Source organism: Shinella kummerowiae (assembly GCF_009827055.1).
GTDB classification, from domain to species: Bacteria; Pseudomonadota; Alphaproteobacteria; order Rhizobiales; family Rhizobiaceae; genus Shinella; species Shinella kummerowiae.
The window spans coordinates 674,046-689,361 of record NZ_WUMK01000003.1; the positions used below are offsets into that span (position 1 = coordinate 674,046).

Below are 15,316 nucleotides of genomic sequence, written 5' to 3' on the forward strand. Positions count from 1 at the left end.
ATGGTCGAAATCGTCAACCGCCCCTATGCCAAAGCCTTCGAGGCCTTCGCCACCGCACGCCCCGAAGTCCTCTGCCTGTCCGCCGACCTCACCTCCTCCTGCGAGGTCGATGGCTTCCGCGACCGGCATCCGGACCAGTTCCTGTCGCTCGGCATGGCCGAGCAGAACATGTTGTCCTTCGCCGGCGGCCTTGCCATGCAGGGCTTCCGGCCGTTCATCCACACCTTCTCGGTGTTCCTCTACCGCCGGCCCTATGACCAGCTGATCAACTCGATCGCCTATTCCAACCGCAAGGTGCGGCTGATGGGTTTTCTGCCCGGTATCACCACGCCGGGCGGTATCACACATCAGGCCATTGAGGACATCGCGGTGCTGCGCGCCGTGCCGAACATGACGATCCTCGAAACGGGCGATGCCACCGAAGTCGAGACCGTGCTCGAGGTCGCCGACAGCATCGACGGTCCGGTCTATGTCCGCATCCTGCGCGGCGAGGTGCCGCGCCTGTTCTCGACACCCTTCGAATTCAACAAGCTGCGCACCCTCTCGGAAGGTGATGACATCCTCGTCGTCTCCTCCGGTGTGTGCACCGAAGAGGCGTTGCGCGCCACCGGGCCGATCGCGGCACGCGGCATCGGCGTCCACCATCTGCACGCCTCGACGCTGAAACCCTTCGACCGCGACGGTTTGCTGAAAGCCGCGCGCGGCAAGAAGGGCGTGGTCACGCTGGAGAACCACACGATCGTCGGCGGCCTCGGCTCGCTGGTCGCGGAAATCCTGGCGGAGGAAGGGCTCGGCATTCGCCTCAAGCGCCTCGGCCTCAACGACACCTTCGCGCACGGTGCCTCGAAACCCTATCTCATGAAGAAATACGGCCTCGATGCCGGCGCACTCGTCGCGGCCATCGAAACCCTTGTCGGCAAGCCCCTTGCCATCGGCGAGGAAGAGCTGGCGGAAGTGCGTCTCGACCACGTGCATTCCGCGCAGAAGGCCGAGGCGCTCTGATGGCGGCACGCTTTACGGTCACCTATTTCGTGCGCGCTGCCGACGAGGCGGAAGCCAAGGCGCGCGCGCTCGACATCGCGCTGGAACAGACCGTGGAAATTCCGCGCAGCGTCGTGCCGAAAGGTTATGTCGAGGACGAGATTCTCGGCCGGCTGGAAAGCCTGCAGAAGGATACCGAGGGCCGGCCGGGCTTTCTCGCGGCAATCTCCTATTCGGAGGACGATGTCGGCGGCGATTTTCTGCAATTCCTCAATATCGTCTTCGGTAACAGCTCGATCAAGCCGGGCCTGAAGGTGGAGGACATCGGCCTCTCGCCCGGCCTGCTCGCCCTCTGCACGGGGCCGCGTCACGGCATTGCCGGCCTGCGCGCCCGCGCCGGCATCGGCGAAAAACCGCTTCTGATGTCCGCCATCAAGCCGGTCGGCCTGTCGACGGCGCAGCTTGCCCGCCTTGCGCATGATTTCGCGCTGGGCGGCATGCATTTCGTCAAGGACGACCACGGTCTCGTCGACCAGAAGACGGCGCCGTTCGACGAACGGCTGAAGGCCTGTATCGAGGCGGTCGGCGAAGCGAACGCGAAAAGCGGTGCAAGAACGAGCTTCGTGCCCAACATCACCGGCCCCGTCACCGCGATCATCGAGCGGGCAAAACAGGCGCAGGAACGCGGCGCCGGTGGCGTGATGATTGCGCCGGCGCTCGCCGGCTACGACATCGTGCGCACGCTGGCGGCCGATCCGGATTTCTCCCTGCCCATTGTCTCGCACCCCGCTTTTTCCGGCGCCAATGTCATCTCGCCCGATTGCGGTTTCTCGCACCGCGCCTTCTTCGGCACGCTGCATCGGCTGATGGGCGCAGACGCCGTGGTCTATCCGAATTTCGGCGGCCGCTTCGGCTTCACCCGCGCGGAATGCCAGTCGATCGCAAGGCAATGCGCCGTCGATATGGGGGGGCCCAAGGCCATCATCGCGGCGCCCGGCGGCGGAATGACCTTCGCCCGCCTGCCCGAAATGCGCGACGCCTATGGAAATGACGTCATGTACCTAATCGGCGGCGCGCTGCTGTCGGAACCGGACCTCGTCGGCGCCTGCAAACGCTTGGTCGCGGCCGTCGAACATTGAGAACACCGGGCGCCGGTGCGATGTTCGAGTGCAAAGCTCTTGAAGGGAGCTGAACCGTTGACCTTTCCGGCAAGCAAATCGGATGATTTGGTCGCTCCACGTTGTCTGATGGGATGCTGCAGACGCCGCAGATCTCAGCCAAGAGCGAGCTTCCCACACAGCACTGATCTACGGCTTTGAAGGGGGGCTGGCGGCGCCCCCTTCTTGTTGTTGCGCCGTTTCTATTCCTTACCACCCCAGCGCTCCGGATACCCCGGCAGCTCCTGGCAGCCGCAAAGGCTGTAGTGCAGCGGCGGCATGCGCTCGTCGATGTACTTGGTCAGCACATCCTCGGTGATCGCGGGCTGCGGCAAGACCCATTCCGGGCCAGGAACCTGCTTGCCATCGAGCACGTCGAGGGCGGCGATAATGGCCGTGCGCCACTGGTAGGTCGGATAGGCAGGGCCGATCGCCGTGAGCTTTTCCGACTGCCATTTGCGCAGGAAGTCCTGCTGGTCCTCGCCGCTGATGACCGGATAGGGCAGCCCCGCATCCTCGAACGCTTCCAGTGCCGCGGTTGCCGTATCGCCGGCATCCATCCAGACCGCGTCGATCTTCTCGCCACGGTTGATATAGTCCTCCACCGCGGACTTGGTCTTCGCCCGGTCGCTGCCGGTGAACTCCGAGCCGACCACATTGATACCGGCCTCGTCAAAGATGTTCTTGGCCGCCGAGTAGCGGGTTTCCAGGACGTCGACGCCGGGCATAATGCGTAGCGCAAGCACGTTGTCGCCCTTTTTCAGCTTGCTGGCGATGAACTCGCCCGAGGTGATGCCGAAGCCGTAGCCGCCGACCGGATGAATATAGGTCACGGGGCAACTGGTATTGACGCCGCGGTCGAAGACGATGACCGGCAGCTTTGCGCAGGCCGCCTCAACAGCCGGCGTCAGCGCCGCCGTCGTATTGGGCGAAACGATGAGCGCATCGCATTTACCACCGCTGACCAGCGCCTCGATGTCGGAGATCTGCTTGTCGTCCTTGCCTTCGGCATCGACGACGATCAGCTCCTTGAGTCGATCCTTGTGCAACTCGGCCTCGGCATTGAGGTTGTTGAGGCCGACGACGCGCCAGGGATTGAAGACTCCAGCATTCGAGAAGCAAAGCGTGACCTGACCCTCCTTTTTGTACTTCGCCGTATCGGCCATACCGTCGCCAAGATGCTGCGCCCAGGGCTGATCCTCCGGCCCCTGCGGCGTCATCGAAAGCTGCTCGCGCTGCTTCTTGAATTCGGCCGGATCGTTGAAATCCTGCGCCAGCGCCTGACCGACGAATGTGAGCGCCACCGTTGTCGCCAGTAGTGTTCTTAGTGTCATGTCTTCCTCCTCCAGAATGCTGGCCACGCCAGCGGTTGATATCGAATGCCGGTTCACGTCCGCCGACGGTTGCCCCACATGCTGGCGCCGACAGCAGCGATCAGGATCAGACCTTGAATGCTGTCACGCAGTGCCTGCGGAAGGCCCAAGAGATTGAGCAAGGTGAAGAGCGCAAAGAGGCTAAGCGCTCCGAAGACCGCGCTCCAGACCGAACCGCGCCCCCCGAGAAGCTGCGCGCCTCCGATGACGCAGGCGGCAATCGCCTGCAGTTCCAGCCCCTCACCCGCATTGACGGAGACGCCGGAGAAGCCACCAAGCAGAATACCGGCCGTTGCGGCCGAAACCGCCGAAACCACGAAGGCCAGAATGCGTGTCGCCGCGACGGGTGTTCCGGCAAGTTCTGCCGCGCGCGGGTTGTCGCCGACGGCAAGTGCCCGCTTGCCATAGACCGTGGCGTTCAGGCCGAACCAGGCGAGCGCCACGAAGCCGGTAAGAACCAGGGCCGCGAGCGGCAGCGTGCCGATCACAGGCACATTGCGCCAGACGAGCCGCCCGAGATTGCGGAAATTGTCCGGCAGGTCGCCGCGTGCCGCGCCACCCGACCAGGCGAGCGCCAGTCCGTTGACGAGCAGCATGGTGCCGAGCGTGGCGATGATCGAGGGCACCTTGAGGAAAGCGACGACGAGGCCGTTTACAAGGCCCACGGCGATGCCCATGGCATAAAGCGCGCCGATGACCGCCCAGGTGGTTTCGGGATCGCCGTTGATGAGGATCGAAGCGGCGAGCACCACCAGCGTTGCAACAGCCCCCATCGAGAGATCGAAGCCACCCGTCAGGATGACATAGAGTTGGCCGCAGGAGAGAATGACGAGCGGCGCCGCTCGCCGCAGGAAGTTCATGAACAGGCCCGGCTCCAGATAATTCGGTTGGAGAAAGGCGATGACGGCATAGAGCGCGACGAAGATCACAAGACCGGAATTGACGGTGATGCGCGCCGCCTGGCGCCGCGACGGAGAGGACTGCGGAACGGTCGTCATGCGACATGCCCCTTTGTGCGAACGGCATGGACGGCGACGGCGGCGATCACGATGGCTCCGCGCAGTACCTGTTTCAGGAAGGCGTCGATGCCGAGCATGTTGAAGCCCGCATCGAGGCTGGCAAAGAGCAGGACGCCGGCAAGCGTGCCCGCGACACCGCCCTTGCCGCCGGCAAGGATTGTGCCGCCGATGACGGTGACGGCAATAGATTCGAGGTCGTAGATGCCGTCGCGGCCGATCCATGGCGTGCCGGATTGCAGCCGCGCGGCGAGATAAAGCCCTGCTGCGCCGGCAAAGAAGCTGGCAACCATATGGGCGGATAGAATGACCCGTTCCGTGCGGATACCGGCAAGTCGCGCCCCGTCGGGATTGCCGCCCACCGCGTAGATGCGCGCGCCGAATAGCGTGCGGTCGAGCACGAAAGCGGCGGCTAGCGATAGCGCGGCGAGAAGCAGCAGCGAGTAGGGCACGCCCAGCACGCCGCCATAGGCGATGATCTGAAACTCCCGCGCCACGGAACCCTGAAGCGCGCCGAACGAGGCGGCAAGCACGCCCTGGATGACGAGCCCGGTGCCGAGCGTCGCGATCAGCGGATTGATGCCGCCATAGGCGACCAGCGCGCCATTGACGAAGCCCACGGCAGCGCAAAGGCCGAGACATAGGAGGACCGCCGGCAGCAGCATGGCCGGATCGCCCTGCATGACATGCGAGGCGAGGACGGCGACGGCGCTGATCAGCGCGGCGACCGAAAGATCGATCGAACCGACGAGGATCACGAAGGTCTGGCCGATCGCGACCAGCCCGAGCGCGACCATGCGCTGGAGCAGGCCGGCAATGCCCTGCCCGCTCAGCTGCGCGGTCTCGCCGGTGGCAAGCGCCACGACGACGAAAAACCCGATGGAAAGTCCCGCAAGCAGGACGGCGACAGGCAGGCCGGGCTTCGGCTTCATACGATCCGTCGTCATGCCCCGGCCTCCGCAGATGGCGCATCCGCAAGGCCGAGCGCAAGATGCATGATGTCCTCCTCGCTCGCGCCCCGCCGCACAACGCCGGATATGCGGCCCTGATGCATGACCAGCACGCGGTCGGCTATGCCGATCAGTTCCGGCATGTCCGAGGAGACGACGACGATGCCCCGGCCGGACCCGGTGAAAGCGCGCATCGTCTCGTAGATCGCCGCCTTGGCTGCGATGTCGATACCGCGCGTCGGTTCGACGAAAACGAGAATGTCCGAGGCCTGGGCCAACCAGCGCACGATGATGGCCTTCTGCTGATTGCCGCCGGAGAGCGTACCGACCTCCTGGCCGAAATCCGCGGCGCGCACGTCCATCGCACGCAGCCTTTCATCCATGGCGTCATGGGCAAGCGCCCCGCGCTGCGGGCGCGTGAAAAGGCCGGTCATGGACCGTAGCGTCAGGAGCGCGTTGTCGCGTACGGATTGACGCAGCGCCAGCCCCTCGCGTTTTCGATCGCCGGGCAGATAGCCGATACCCGCGGCTGTCGCCTGCCGCGGCGTGCGAAGCGCAATCGGCTGGCCGCGCAACGCGACCGTGCCGCTTGTGAACGGAACGTCCCCGACGAGCGCCTGCGCCAGCGCGCCCTTACCGGAATCCTCAAGGCCCGCCACGCCGAGGATTTCGCCGGCTCGTACATTGAAGGCAACGTCGCGCAAGCCGGCATTCATCCCGCCCTCAATGGCAAGCAGAACCTCATCCGCTGGGGAGACCGGCACGGCCGGATAGAAATCCTTGAGATCGCGGCCGACCATGGCGCGCACGATCTCGCTGATGGGTGCGGCATCGCGCGGCCGCGTCCAGATCTTCCGGCCGTCCTTGAGGATGGTGATACGGTCGGCAATCGCCGTGACTTCGGGCATGCGGTGCGAGATGTAGACGATCGAGACGCCCTCGCCACGAAGGCCATCGACCAGCTTGAGCAGCGTCCGGCTGTCGCGTTCGTCGAGGGCGGCCGTGGGTTCGTCCATGACGAGGATGCGCGCATCGAGAAGCAACGCCTTCGCAATCTCGACGACTTGCTGAAGCGCGATGGAGAGCGAGGAAACCGGCGCCTGTGGATCGATCTGCGCGCCGACGCGACGAAGAAGCTCAGCCGCCCTCTCCCGCATCGCCACCTTGTCCAGGATGCCGCGCCGGGCGAGCTCGTGTCCCATGAAGATGTTTTCCTCGACAGTCCGGTGCGGCAGAAGGCTGAGTTCCTGATGGATGATGGCGATGCCGGCCTCTGCCGCCTGCCGCGGATGCGTGAACTGCACCGCCTTTCCAGCGAGATGGATAGCTCCGGCATCGGGCTTGTAACTGCCGCCGAGGATTTTCATCAGCGTCGATTTACCGGCGCCGTTTTCGCCGCAGATGGCATGGACCTCCCCCGGAAGGCATTCAAAATCGACATCGTCAAGCGCACGGACACCCGGAAAAGCCTTGCTGATGCCGGTCATGCTGAGAGCGGGAACAGCCGTCATGCCAGCCGCTCTCCGGCCGCAGCCCATTCCCGGCGGATGAACGCGACGCTTTCGGCAAAGAGGCCGTCGAGATTGTCGAAAAGGTCGCGCCAGATGCGCGTCGCCCCGGCAAGCTCCGGCAAAGCGCGACCAAAGGATTCGACCGTCAGCCAGCCGTCATAACCGCAGCGGCGCAACGCATCGAAATGCGCCGCGAACGGCACATGACCGGAACCGGGCACGCCGCGATCGTTTTCGGAGACATGGAAATGGTTGATCTCGCCGTGGTAGCGCTCATAGGTCGCCGGCGGGTCCTTTTCCTCGATGTTGGCGTGGAACGTGTCGAACATGTAGCCATAATTGGGATGATTGACGGCGCGGTGGATCGCCGACGCCTGGGCGATTGTCGACATCATGTAGCATTCGAAACGGTTGACGGCCTCGGCCGAAATGCGGATACCGGCGGGCGCGGCATATTCGGTCATCACACGCATCGCTTCGACACACCGGTCGAATTCCTCCGGGGTCGGCCCGAAGCCGGTGAAAACGCCGACCGGCGAATGCAGCGGGCCTGCAATGATCTCGCCCCCCATCGCCGCCGTGCAGTCGACAATCCAGCGGTGGTGGTCGCGTGCCCTTGCCCGCATGGACGCGTCGGCGCTGACCGGGTTTGCCTCTGCTGTCGCAACGGCGGCGGCACCGGCCACGAGACCGACATCGCCAAGCAACCGGCCAAGCGCCGCATAGTGCTGCTCGTTGCCGGAGAATACGGGAATTTCCACCGCGTCATAGCCGAGCGTCTTTAGTCGTTCGAGCTGGCGTGCGTGCTGCAGGCCGATGTGTGCGCCGATGACAAGCAGGTTGAATGCGACTTTCACTGGTGTCCCCTTCCCTTCGCCGTGTGGCCCGTCTCCGTGAGGCCGTTCGCGACGAGAACACAATGGCAGGCTTGACTCGGCGATTCTTGCGGACGACAACAGTGGTAAATTTCTTAAGTCATTTTGTGTTGGGAGGCGCGAAGTGAACAAACATGCCGTCATATCTCCGGCCGATTGCCGCCCCTCGGTCTTCCGCCAGCCCGACTCAGTCATGTATGCCGACAATTGCAAGGAACTGCAGGCCGCCGCTCGGGAGGGCGAGGTCGAGCTGCACGCCTGGACGCGTGGCAGCTATCCCGGCATTTCGCTTGGCGAGCGCCTGCCGGGAATCCGCACCGTCGGCTTCTGGGATGCACGCCACAGCCAGTCCTGGGGGCTTGGCCGGCACTGCAACGAAGGCTTCAAGATTGCCTATCTGGCGCGCGGCAGCCTCGACCTTGCGGTGGACGACCAAACGTATGCACTTAAGCAGGGCCAGTTCATCGTCATCCGTCCGTGGCAACTGCACGCCATCGGCAACCCGAATGTTGGTCCAAGCCGGCTCCTGTGGATCATTCTCGATGCCGGCCTTCGCAGACCGAGCGAGAGGCTCGAATGGCCGGACTGGCTTGTCCTCTCGCGGGACGAGGCCGAACGGCTCGGTGAAATCCTGACGCAGAACAACCAGCCGGTATGGGACGGCGGCGCTGAACTCTGCCGTGCGTTCGAGGCGATCCCGTCCATTCTGCTCGACCGCAGTCCGCAGGACGGTGAAACGCGCCTGAAGGTGGCGATCAACGCCATGATGCTCAACCTGATCGACCGGATGGGCGAACAGGTACCGACGCTCGACCCCGATCTGTCAACCTCGCAGCACACCGTCGCGATCTTCCTGCGGCGGCTTGCCTATGCGCTGGAAGAGGATTGGTCCCTTGAAGGCATGGCCGAAGAATGCGGACTCTCGCGTACGCGCTTTGCCGATTACTGCAAAAAACTCACGAACATGGCGCCACGCCAATATCTCCAGCACCTGCGCCTGGAACAGGCCTCACGTCTCCTCCAGGAGCCGCACAATACCAGCGTCACGGAGATCGCATTGAGCTGCGGCTTCAATTCGAGCCAGTACTTCTCCAACGCTTTCAAGAAACGCTATGGGCACTCCCCAAGCAGCTACAAATAGACAAAGCACGACTGAAGAGAGACTTGGAGCCAAGTATCAACCGCCTTGAGTGGCGTGGGCCACGAGAGATGTCCTCAATAAGCTCTTGATCGGAGTCGAACCGCCGACCCGTCGTTTAGTTGTCTTGTTCGCGCCGAATATCCCTGTACGACCAGCTGTTTGCCATCGGGAATGGCCGATATTGGGGCCGATGGCAGACCGTCTGCTGCCAGGACTCTCAACAGAAAAGCGGAGATCAGAGCTCTTGCCGCCAAGGTCCTGAATTGGCCCAAGCGGACACCCTACCTTCGGAAAGTCGGTCCCGAAAAGCATCGCTGACGGGACATAATAGCCCCGCCAACAATTGTTCGCATCAATCCGACGGAAGGGCTTCGACGGCGTCGAGCACGCGCGCCGAATATGTAAGCGCGGCTCCGGCGTTAAGCGCATGGCGACACCCAGAGCTTCGGCGATCTCTCCTTTCGATGCCCCGAGTTCGACGGCCTTCTTCGCGTGGACGGCGATGCAGCCGTCACAACGGGTCGTGACAGCCACGGCAAGGGCGATCAGTTCGTGGATTTTCGGCTCGAGGTGCTTTGTTTTAGCCCCGCTGCCTTCGACCATGTTGAGCCCACGCAATACGTCGGGGCTCAACTTCGCGAATTCCCCGACCCGCCCCATCAGCGTTCCGCGGTAGGCGTTCCAGTCCTGCATGGTATCCATGACGACCTCCTACCGGCGACCGGCGGTCACGCCGCCATCGACAGGAAGGATCGTGCCGGTGATCCATGAGGCCTGCTCAGACGCGAGGAACAGGATCGCCTCGGCGACGTCACGTGGCTGGCCGTTCCGGCCCAGCGGATGGAAGGCGTTGAAGGTCGGAAGAACCTCCTTGACCTGATCGTCCGAAAGGAAGGTGTTGTAGACAGGCGTCTCGACAACTGCCGGAGCGACCGCGTTGATGCGGATGTTATATGGAGCGAGTTCGATCGCCAGGTTACGGACCATTGCGTGGACCCCGGCATTCGCCGCGGAATAGGCCGCCGAAGGCGTTGCGCCGATAGCCTGGATCGCCCACATGGAGCCGGTCTGAACGATCGCGCCGCCCTTGTCCCTCATCGCCTTGGCAGCGGCCTGCGCCGTGAAGAACTTACCCTTGAGGATCGTGTCCAGATACCAGTCGTAGTCGGCTTCGGTCAGTTCGATGAATGGCTTGGGATTGAAGACCCCGGCGTTGTTCACCAGAACATCCAGACCACCGAAGTGCGACACTGCCGCTTCCACGAGAGCTACTCCGGTCTCCGGCTTGGCTATATCGCCTGCAGACACGACGACGTTCTTGCCGCTCGCATCGATATCCCTTGCCGCGGCCTCCAGCTTTGCCAGATCACGTCCATTGATCGCGACCTTCGCTCCCTCCGCAACGAAGCGAGCTGCCGCTTCCTTACCGATGCCAGAGCCGCCGCCAGTAATCGCAACCACCTTGCCTTCAAAACGCATGTTCAATCTTCTATTTGACTATCTAACGTTAGATAGATGGCTGATACATAGGGATTGAGTTTTCGAAGCGCAACCCCTATCTAACATTAGATAGATAGGAAATTGACATGACTGATACAGTGAGCGCAATTCTGGATGCGGCCGAAGAGAGAATCCGCGGAGCTGGCTATCACGGCTTCAGTTTCCGTGACATCGCCAGCGATGTCGGAGTGAAGGCATCCTCTGTCCACTACCACTTCCCTGCCAAGGAGAAGCTCGCGGCAGCAGTCGCGCGCCGTTACACGGACCGTTTCGTCGAAGCCGTGGATGCCGAGGTCGCGCAGGGTGCAGATGTCGTGGAGGCGTGGCGACACGTCTTTCGGACAGCCTTGCAGCGGGACGGCCGCATGTGCCTTTGTGGCGCGCTGGCCGCTACCTCGCACGAACTTGCCGAGGAGATCAGGGTCGAGGTGAAGAGGTTCTTTGAGCTTGGAATAGAGAAGCTGCAGGAAGGCGGCCTGGATCGGGCCTCAGCAGTCCGGGTTCTCTCGGCTCTGGAGGGCGCGATGCTCACGGCGAACATCCTGGATGATCAGTCGATATTCGAGACCGGCAGCTCCGCTCTGGTCGCTTGATTGATGTCAGTTCAGGATGCGGCTGCACCTGACGTGCGCAATCCGGCTCTAAAGGTCCATGCTCATCTCATGCCAGGCCATGCCTCCATGATCCGACGCTGAAGGCTTGATGTAGCGATAGCCCATCTTCTCGTACGGAGACACATGCTGATCCTTGCACATGAGATGGATGCTCGTCTTATCCATGTCTTTCATCTGCTCGATGAAGCGGTGCATCAAGAGTTTCGCATACCCCTTGCCCTGTTCTGCCGGATCGACCACGACCGACATGATGACGACATTCGGGGCTTCCGGATCGTGGCCGATCAGTTCCTTGAACTCCTCATCCGACATCACGACATCGAATGCGCCGCCGCTATTGATGAAGCCTGCGATCTTCCCGCCCGTTTCTAGGATGAGGAACCCCTGAGGACACTGAGCGATGCGGGTTCTGATTTTCTCCAAGGTCGCGGCCTCGTCGCCGCCGTAGGCGGATGTTTCGATCTCGAAGCATCGTGCGGCGTCCTCAAGGACCGGCGGGCGAAAAGAACATGTAGCTGTCATTTCAGGTTTCCTGATCTGTGAGAAAGGTCGGAAGGCAATCCAATGGATCGTTCGCCCGCTTCGACAGCCTGATCGCGAAGACCAAGTCGGTGTCCTCCACTGCACGCAAGACGCTGTCCTACCGCGAAAGATAATTGGCTACGGCCCGCCTTGCGGCCGTAACCGCGCCGGAGAGATAGCCGGGCTCGGAATCGCTGGTTTCGCTTCCCGCGAGGCTTAGGCGTCCCTGCCAGGTTCCTGTCACCCAGGCATCGTCCTGGACAACCGGATGGCTGGAAGCGACAAGGTCGTGTGCCGTCGCGGTCAGAGGATCGGCCGCCCAGTCCTTCAGCAGGGTTGCCGTCACGTTCCGGGCTTGAGGCCCGAACAACCGCTCGAGCTGCGCAAGGCACGCAGTTTTGAGCGCGTCCTCCCCCGCTGCCGCCCGCTGCTCAGCCGCGACGCCGAGGAAACCGAACAGTGCGGCTTTGCCGGATGCCGTCGTAGCATCGTGGATTTCCACCATCGGCCCGACCATGCTCTGGGCAGTGCCGGAGAGACCCGACGCCCGCCAGAAAGGCTGGTCGTAGATGGCGAAGAACTTGGCGTGCGGGGCCATCCACGTCGGCGTGTCCCGCCAACGTCTCGAGGTCGCGCTTTCCTGTGAGGGCGTGAAGGATACCGCAGCTTCCAGCAGGCGCGGCGGCAAGGCAGCGATGACATAGCCCGCTTCTTTAACCTTCTCGCTCGCGTCTCCACGCTGGACCGCAATCCGGACGCCCACATCGACCAACTCCATCGCCGTCACTCTGGTGCCGAGCAAAACACGGTCCGATGGCAATTCGCGGGCGATCGCACTTACGCCAGCTCCCGTGCCGCCCGATATTCGCATGGACTGCTGCTCCTGCATCGTCGGCCGATACCGCTGGGGTGTTTCTCGCGACATTCGCTCGAAGACGACGTCACCTTCGCTGTTCTGCGGGAACGACTGCAGGCCGACCTCCGATACAAGCTCCGCCATAGCCGGCTGCATCTCTGGCCAATACCACGACGGACCGAGATCGAAGCCGTCGTCCGTCGGCTTTCCCGAACCGTCCACGGCCAGGATACGACCGCCGATGCGATCACGGGCTTCAATGACGATAAAGTCGACGCCTGCCGCGCTCAAGGCTCTTGCCGCATAGAGGCCGGCAAGGCCTGCGCCGACGATCACAACATCATAGGACTTCATCTGGATGTTCCCTCCGGGTTCCCAGCGTCTTCGAATTGGCAGACATCGTCGTGCAGCAGGTTACCAGCCTTTATCCAGACGCGAGCCCCCTCGTTTCCGACCTGCGCATGGATCGGTTGACCGGCCGGCACGCGAAGCCATGTCCAGTGGTTGAGAGTATCGCCGCTCTCCGTAAAGCCTCCGGCGAGAACCAGCAGTTCGAGACCGTCATGGTTCTCGACATCTACAATCGCCCCAGGCTGCCAGTCCTCCAGTATCACGCGCTCGCCATATCCGTCGAAAAGCACTCGCGACGAAGCCACTCCAGAGCGGACTTCCAAGCGAGCTCCTTATCCTGGAAACCTGGATCCTGTCGCGGGTGCTTTCCTTGAACTGCCAGAGCTTCACGAGGATGATGCATCCGTCATCACTCCGAGGCGCGTGGCCCGTTCCCGGAGGATTGCGGACGTAGGTTCCGGCCGGGAAGTCGCCACTCTCGTCCTGGAAGACGCCGTCAAGAACGAGAAACTCTTCGCCGCCCGGATGATCGTGATGGGCGAAACGACTGCCAGCGGCATAGCGGACGATGGATGTCGCGCGGGCCTTCTCGCCGCCGATGCGAAACAGCATGCGCCGGTCGACGCCCTTGGCCGGGCTTGGCATCCAATCGATGCCATCCGCGTGGACAAGCGCACGCCGCGCAAGGTTTTCGTTGATCAACATTGTCATAGCTCCGATCTTCCGCCGTCGATGACGATTTCCGAACCCAACATGTAGGCTGAAGCGTCGCTGGCGAGGAACAGCACGGCTGCCGCGATTTCCTCGGGTTTGCCCATTCGCCCGGCTGGGACCTGACTGCCAACTCGCGCTGCGTAGGCTCTGAATTCCTCTTCCGTCTGGTTCGTTCCGCGGTGGATCGGCGTTTCGATGGACCCTGGGCTCACCGCATTGACCCTGATCTTCCGGTCAATCAGCTCGGCCGACATCGTCCGTGCGAAGGATCGTACGGCGGCCTTCGATGCCGAAAGGATTGCCCGACCGGGCGCGCCGACCTGATTGAGCCAGGACGTGTTCAGGATAATCGATCCACCGTCACGCATAAGGGGCAGCATGGCCTGCACGGTGAAGAAGACCCCTTTCACGTTTGTGTCCATGATCGCGTTGTAGGTCGCCTCGTCGGCGGACGCGAGCGGCGTTCCCAAAGCCACACCTGCATTCGCGAAAACGATGTCGATCGCCGCGAAATCCCTTTCAAGAACCGTCTTCATCGTCGCAAGTTCGCCGAGCGAAGAGACATCAGCCTGGATTGCCAGGACATCTCCACCCAGTTCACTGCGTGCAGCATCGAGCCTCTCCGCCGTCCTGCCTGTGATCGCAACGCGCGCGCCGTTTTCCCGCAGCAACCTCGCCGTCGCCAGCCCGATCCCGCTCGATCCGCCCGTTACGAGCGCCGTCTTGCCTTCAACTGTCATTTCAGAACCTCTGTTGGAACGACACAGGTGAACTTTTCCGATTGCAATGACGAGGCAAACAATCGATACCGAAAACAAAGAAAATCTTTGCCGTTAGGCATCGAGAAACGGATCGCGCATGAGGAACCTCACCAGACTCAAATCCCTTCAGGCGCTCGAGGCTTCCGCCAGACACGGCAGCTTCGTCGGCGCGGCGACGGAACTGGACGTCACCCCTCCCGCTGTCGGCCAGCTTGTCCGTTCCCTCGAGGACTGGGTCGGTTATCCTCTGTTCCGGCGGACACGGTCGGGAGCAGAACGTCTGACCCCCGTGGACGAAGCGAAGGACGCGCTGGACGATATCTCGCAGGCGCTAGACCTCTTGGAGTCCGGCCTCCGAAAGCTTCGCGGCCGGAAAGCGCGTTCGGTCGTCGTCGTCACCGCGTCGCAGGCGCTCGTCGCGAACTGGCTTTTGGGCCGCCTCGACGACTTCACGACGCGCTATCCTAACGTCGACGTTAGGCTCGACGTCTCGGACCGTGTGATTGACCTCGCACAGGGCGAAGCCGATATCGGCATCCGCTGCGGCCTCGGTAACTGGAAAGGCGTCAAGTCCACGTTTTTGATGGGGGAGGAGATCATCGCGGTCTGCCACAAGTCCTTGCTGCCGCAGGATTGTGAGGCGACGGCTGGCTGGATTGCGGAGCGGACGCTGATCCATGACGGCACGCCTCACCCCGGCGGCGATTTCCCGACATGGAGTGACTGGCTCGCTCGCGCCGGCGCGAACCAGCCGCCACCGGAAGGCGGACTGAAGATCAACTCGACGGCGGCCGTCATCCATGCGGCGATCGCTGCGCGTGGCATTGCCCTCGTGAGAAAGGCCCTGGTTGCACAGGAAGTCGAGAGCGGTCGCCTCGTCCATCTGATGCCTGAGATTAGATGGTCCGTTAAGTGGGCCTACTACGCTGCCGCATCTCCCAAAGCCCTCCGGAGATACGAAGTGGTTTCGTTTCATGATTGGCTAGTGTCACCC

Annotated in this window: 15 protein-coding genes and 1 pseudogene; 5 read left to right on the forward strand and 11 right to left on the reverse strand. The window is 62.5% G+C overall.

Translation table 11 applies throughout. The features are described 5' to 3' along the window. Both GR138_RS10805 and GR138_RS10810 read left to right on the forward strand, forming a co-directional pair. On the forward strand, positions 1-1,002 hold the full coding sequence (locus GR138_RS10805; RefSeq protein ID WP_160859172.1) for a transketolase family protein: 1,002 nt from the start codon (positions 1-3) through the stop codon (positions 1,000-1,002). Next, positions 1,002-2,120, forward strand: a complete 1,119-nt coding sequence (locus tag GR138_RS10810) for a RuBisCO large subunit C-terminal-like domain-containing protein (RefSeq protein ID WP_160859173.1) — start codon at positions 1,002-1,004, stop codon at positions 2,118-2,120. The genes GR138_RS10805 and GR138_RS10810 overlap by 1 nt, the downstream gene beginning before the upstream one ends. Positions 2,121-2,341: 221 nt before the next feature. On the opposite strand, the gene GR138_RS10815 is transcribed toward GR138_RS10810, so the two are convergent. Genes GR138_RS10815 through GR138_RS10835 form a run of 5 tightly spaced genes read right to left on the reverse strand, consistent with a single transcriptional unit; the run spans position 2,342 to position 7,845 of the window. After that, positions 2,342-3,472, reverse strand: a complete 1,131-nt coding sequence (locus GR138_RS10815; RefSeq protein ID WP_160859174.1) for a substrate-binding domain-containing protein — start codon at positions 3,470-3,472, stop codon at positions 2,342-2,344. A 53-nt stretch (positions 3,473-3,525) separates the two neighbouring features. After that, entirely contained in the window at positions 3,526-4,509 is a 984-nt protein-coding gene (locus GR138_RS10820; RefSeq protein WP_160859176.1) for an ABC transporter permease, read from the reverse strand. Then, positions 4,506-5,474 (reverse strand): ABC transporter permease, encoded by a 969-nt coding sequence (locus GR138_RS10825; RefSeq protein WP_160859178.1) that lies wholly within the window; start codon positions 5,472-5,474, stop codon positions 4,506-4,508. The genes GR138_RS10820 and GR138_RS10825 overlap by 4 nt, the downstream gene beginning before the upstream one ends. Then, on the reverse strand, positions 5,471-6,988 hold the full coding sequence (locus GR138_RS10830; RefSeq protein WP_160859180.1) for a sugar ABC transporter ATP-binding protein: 1,518 nt from the start codon (positions 6,986-6,988) through the stop codon (positions 5,471-5,473). The genes GR138_RS10825 and GR138_RS10830 overlap by 4 nt, the downstream gene beginning before the upstream one ends. Then, positions 6,985-7,845 carry a TIM barrel protein gene (locus tag GR138_RS10835; RefSeq protein WP_160859182.1) on the reverse strand — a complete coding sequence of 287 codons (861 nt, stop codon included), beginning with the start codon at positions 7,843-7,845 and terminating at the stop codon, positions 6,985-6,987. The genes GR138_RS10830 and GR138_RS10835 overlap by 4 nt, the downstream gene beginning before the upstream one ends. A 142-nt stretch (positions 7,846-7,987) precedes the next feature. Between GR138_RS10835 and GR138_RS10840 the strand changes: the two genes are divergently transcribed. Continuing rightward, complete coding sequence (locus GR138_RS10840; RefSeq protein WP_160859184.1) at positions 7,988-9,004, forward strand: helix-turn-helix domain-containing protein; 1,017 nt, start codon at positions 7,988-7,990, stop codon at positions 9,002-9,004. A 36-nt stretch (positions 9,005-9,040) separates the two neighbouring features. Here GR138_RS10840 and GR138_RS31040 read toward each other — a convergent pair whose 3' ends face one another. Both GR138_RS31040 and GR138_RS10850 read right to left on the reverse strand, forming a co-directional pair. Further along, positions 9,041-9,706, reverse strand: a complete 666-nt coding sequence (locus tag GR138_RS31040; protein ID WP_476749639.1) for a carboxymuconolactone decarboxylase family protein — start codon at positions 9,704-9,706, stop codon at positions 9,041-9,043. A gap of 9 nt (positions 9,707-9,715) precedes the next feature. Beyond that, positions 9,716-10,483, reverse strand: a complete 768-nt coding sequence (locus tag GR138_RS10850; RefSeq protein WP_160859186.1) for an SDR family NAD(P)-dependent oxidoreductase — start codon at positions 10,481-10,483, stop codon at positions 9,716-9,718. A 107-nt stretch (positions 10,484-10,590) separates the two neighbouring features. On the opposite strand from GR138_RS10850, the gene GR138_RS10855 reads away from it, so the two are divergent. Next, positions 10,591-11,097: a TetR/AcrR family transcriptional regulator gene (locus GR138_RS10855; protein ID WP_160859188.1), complete on the forward strand. Its 507-nt coding sequence runs from the start codon at positions 10,591-10,593 to the stop codon at positions 11,095-11,097. Between the two features lie 48 nt (positions 11,098-11,145). Here GR138_RS10855 and GR138_RS10860 read toward each other — a convergent pair whose 3' ends face one another. The 4 genes and pseudogenes from GR138_RS10860 to GR138_RS10875 form a co-directional block, all read right to left on the reverse strand. Next, on the reverse strand, positions 11,146-11,640 hold the full coding sequence (locus GR138_RS10860) for a GNAT family N-acetyltransferase (RefSeq protein ID WP_160859190.1): 495 nt from the start codon (positions 11,638-11,640) through the stop codon (positions 11,146-11,148). A 118-nt stretch (positions 11,641-11,758) separates the two neighbouring features. Then, positions 11,759-12,850, reverse strand: coding sequence for a flavin monoamine oxidase family protein (locus GR138_RS10865; RefSeq protein ID WP_160859192.1), 1,092 nt, complete (start codon positions 12,848-12,850; stop codon positions 11,759-11,761). Continuing rightward, a pseudogene (locus GR138_RS10870) lies at positions 12,847-13,552 on the reverse strand (cupin domain-containing protein). The gene GR138_RS10865 and the pseudogene GR138_RS10870 overlap by 4 nt, the downstream one beginning before the upstream one ends. A gap of 2 nt (positions 13,553-13,554) precedes the next feature. Beyond that, entirely contained in the window at positions 13,555-14,301 is a 747-nt protein-coding gene (locus tag GR138_RS10875; RefSeq protein ID WP_160859194.1) for an SDR family oxidoreductase, read from the reverse strand. A 118-nt stretch (positions 14,302-14,419) separates the two neighbouring features. Here GR138_RS10875 and GR138_RS10880 point away from each other — a divergent pair. Further along, the coding region (locus GR138_RS10880; protein ID WP_160859196.1) for a LysR substrate-binding domain-containing protein at positions 14,420-15,316 on the forward strand (897 nt) is incomplete at its 3' end.

What these genes read in the sequence shown, in the direction of transcription:
- GR138_RS10805 (WP_160859172.1), top strand. Translation starts at nt 1, where the DNA reads ATGGTCGAAATCGTCAACCGCCCCTATGCCAAAGCCTTCGAGGCCTTC.
- GR138_RS10810 (WP_160859173.1), top strand. Translation starts at nt 1,002, where the DNA reads ATGGCGGCACGCTTTACGGTCACCTATTTCGTGCGCGCTGCCGACGAG.
- GR138_RS10815 (WP_160859174.1), bottom strand. Translation starts at nt 3,472, where the DNA reads ATGACACTAAGAACACTACTGGCGACAACGGTGGCGCTCACATTCGTC.
- GR138_RS10820 (WP_160859176.1), bottom strand. Translation starts at nt 4,509, where the DNA reads ATGACGACCGTTCCGCAGTCCTCTCCGTCGCGGCGCCAGGCGGCGCGC.
- GR138_RS10825 (WP_160859178.1), bottom strand. Translation starts at nt 5,474, where the DNA reads ATGACGACGGATCGTATGAAGCCGAAGCCCGGCCTGCCTGTCGCCGTC.
- GR138_RS10830 (WP_160859180.1), bottom strand. Translation starts at nt 6,988, where the DNA reads ATGACGGCTGTTCCCGCTCTCAGCATGACCGGCATCAGCAAGGCTTTT.
- GR138_RS31040 (WP_476749639.1), bottom strand. Translation starts at nt 9,706, where the DNA reads ATGGATACCATGCAGGACTGGAACGCCTACCGCGGAACGCTGATGGGG.
- GR138_RS10850 (WP_160859186.1), bottom strand. Translation starts at nt 10,483, where the DNA reads ATGCGTTTTGAAGGCAAGGTGGTTGCGATTACTGGCGGCGGCTCTGGC.
- GR138_RS10855 (WP_160859188.1), top strand. Translation starts at nt 10,591, where the DNA reads ATGACTGATACAGTGAGCGCAATTCTGGATGCGGCCGAAGAGAGAATC.
- GR138_RS10860 (WP_160859190.1), bottom strand. Translation starts at nt 11,640, where the DNA reads ATGACAGCTACATGTTCTTTTCGCCCGCCGGTCCTTGAGGACGCCGCA.
- GR138_RS10865 (WP_160859192.1), bottom strand. Translation starts at nt 12,850, where the DNA reads ATGAAGTCCTATGATGTTGTGATCGTCGGCGCAGGCCTTGCCGGCCTC.
- GR138_RS10875 (WP_160859194.1), bottom strand. Translation starts at nt 14,301, where the DNA reads ATGACAGTTGAAGGCAAGACGGCGCTCGTAACGGGCGGATCGAGCGGG.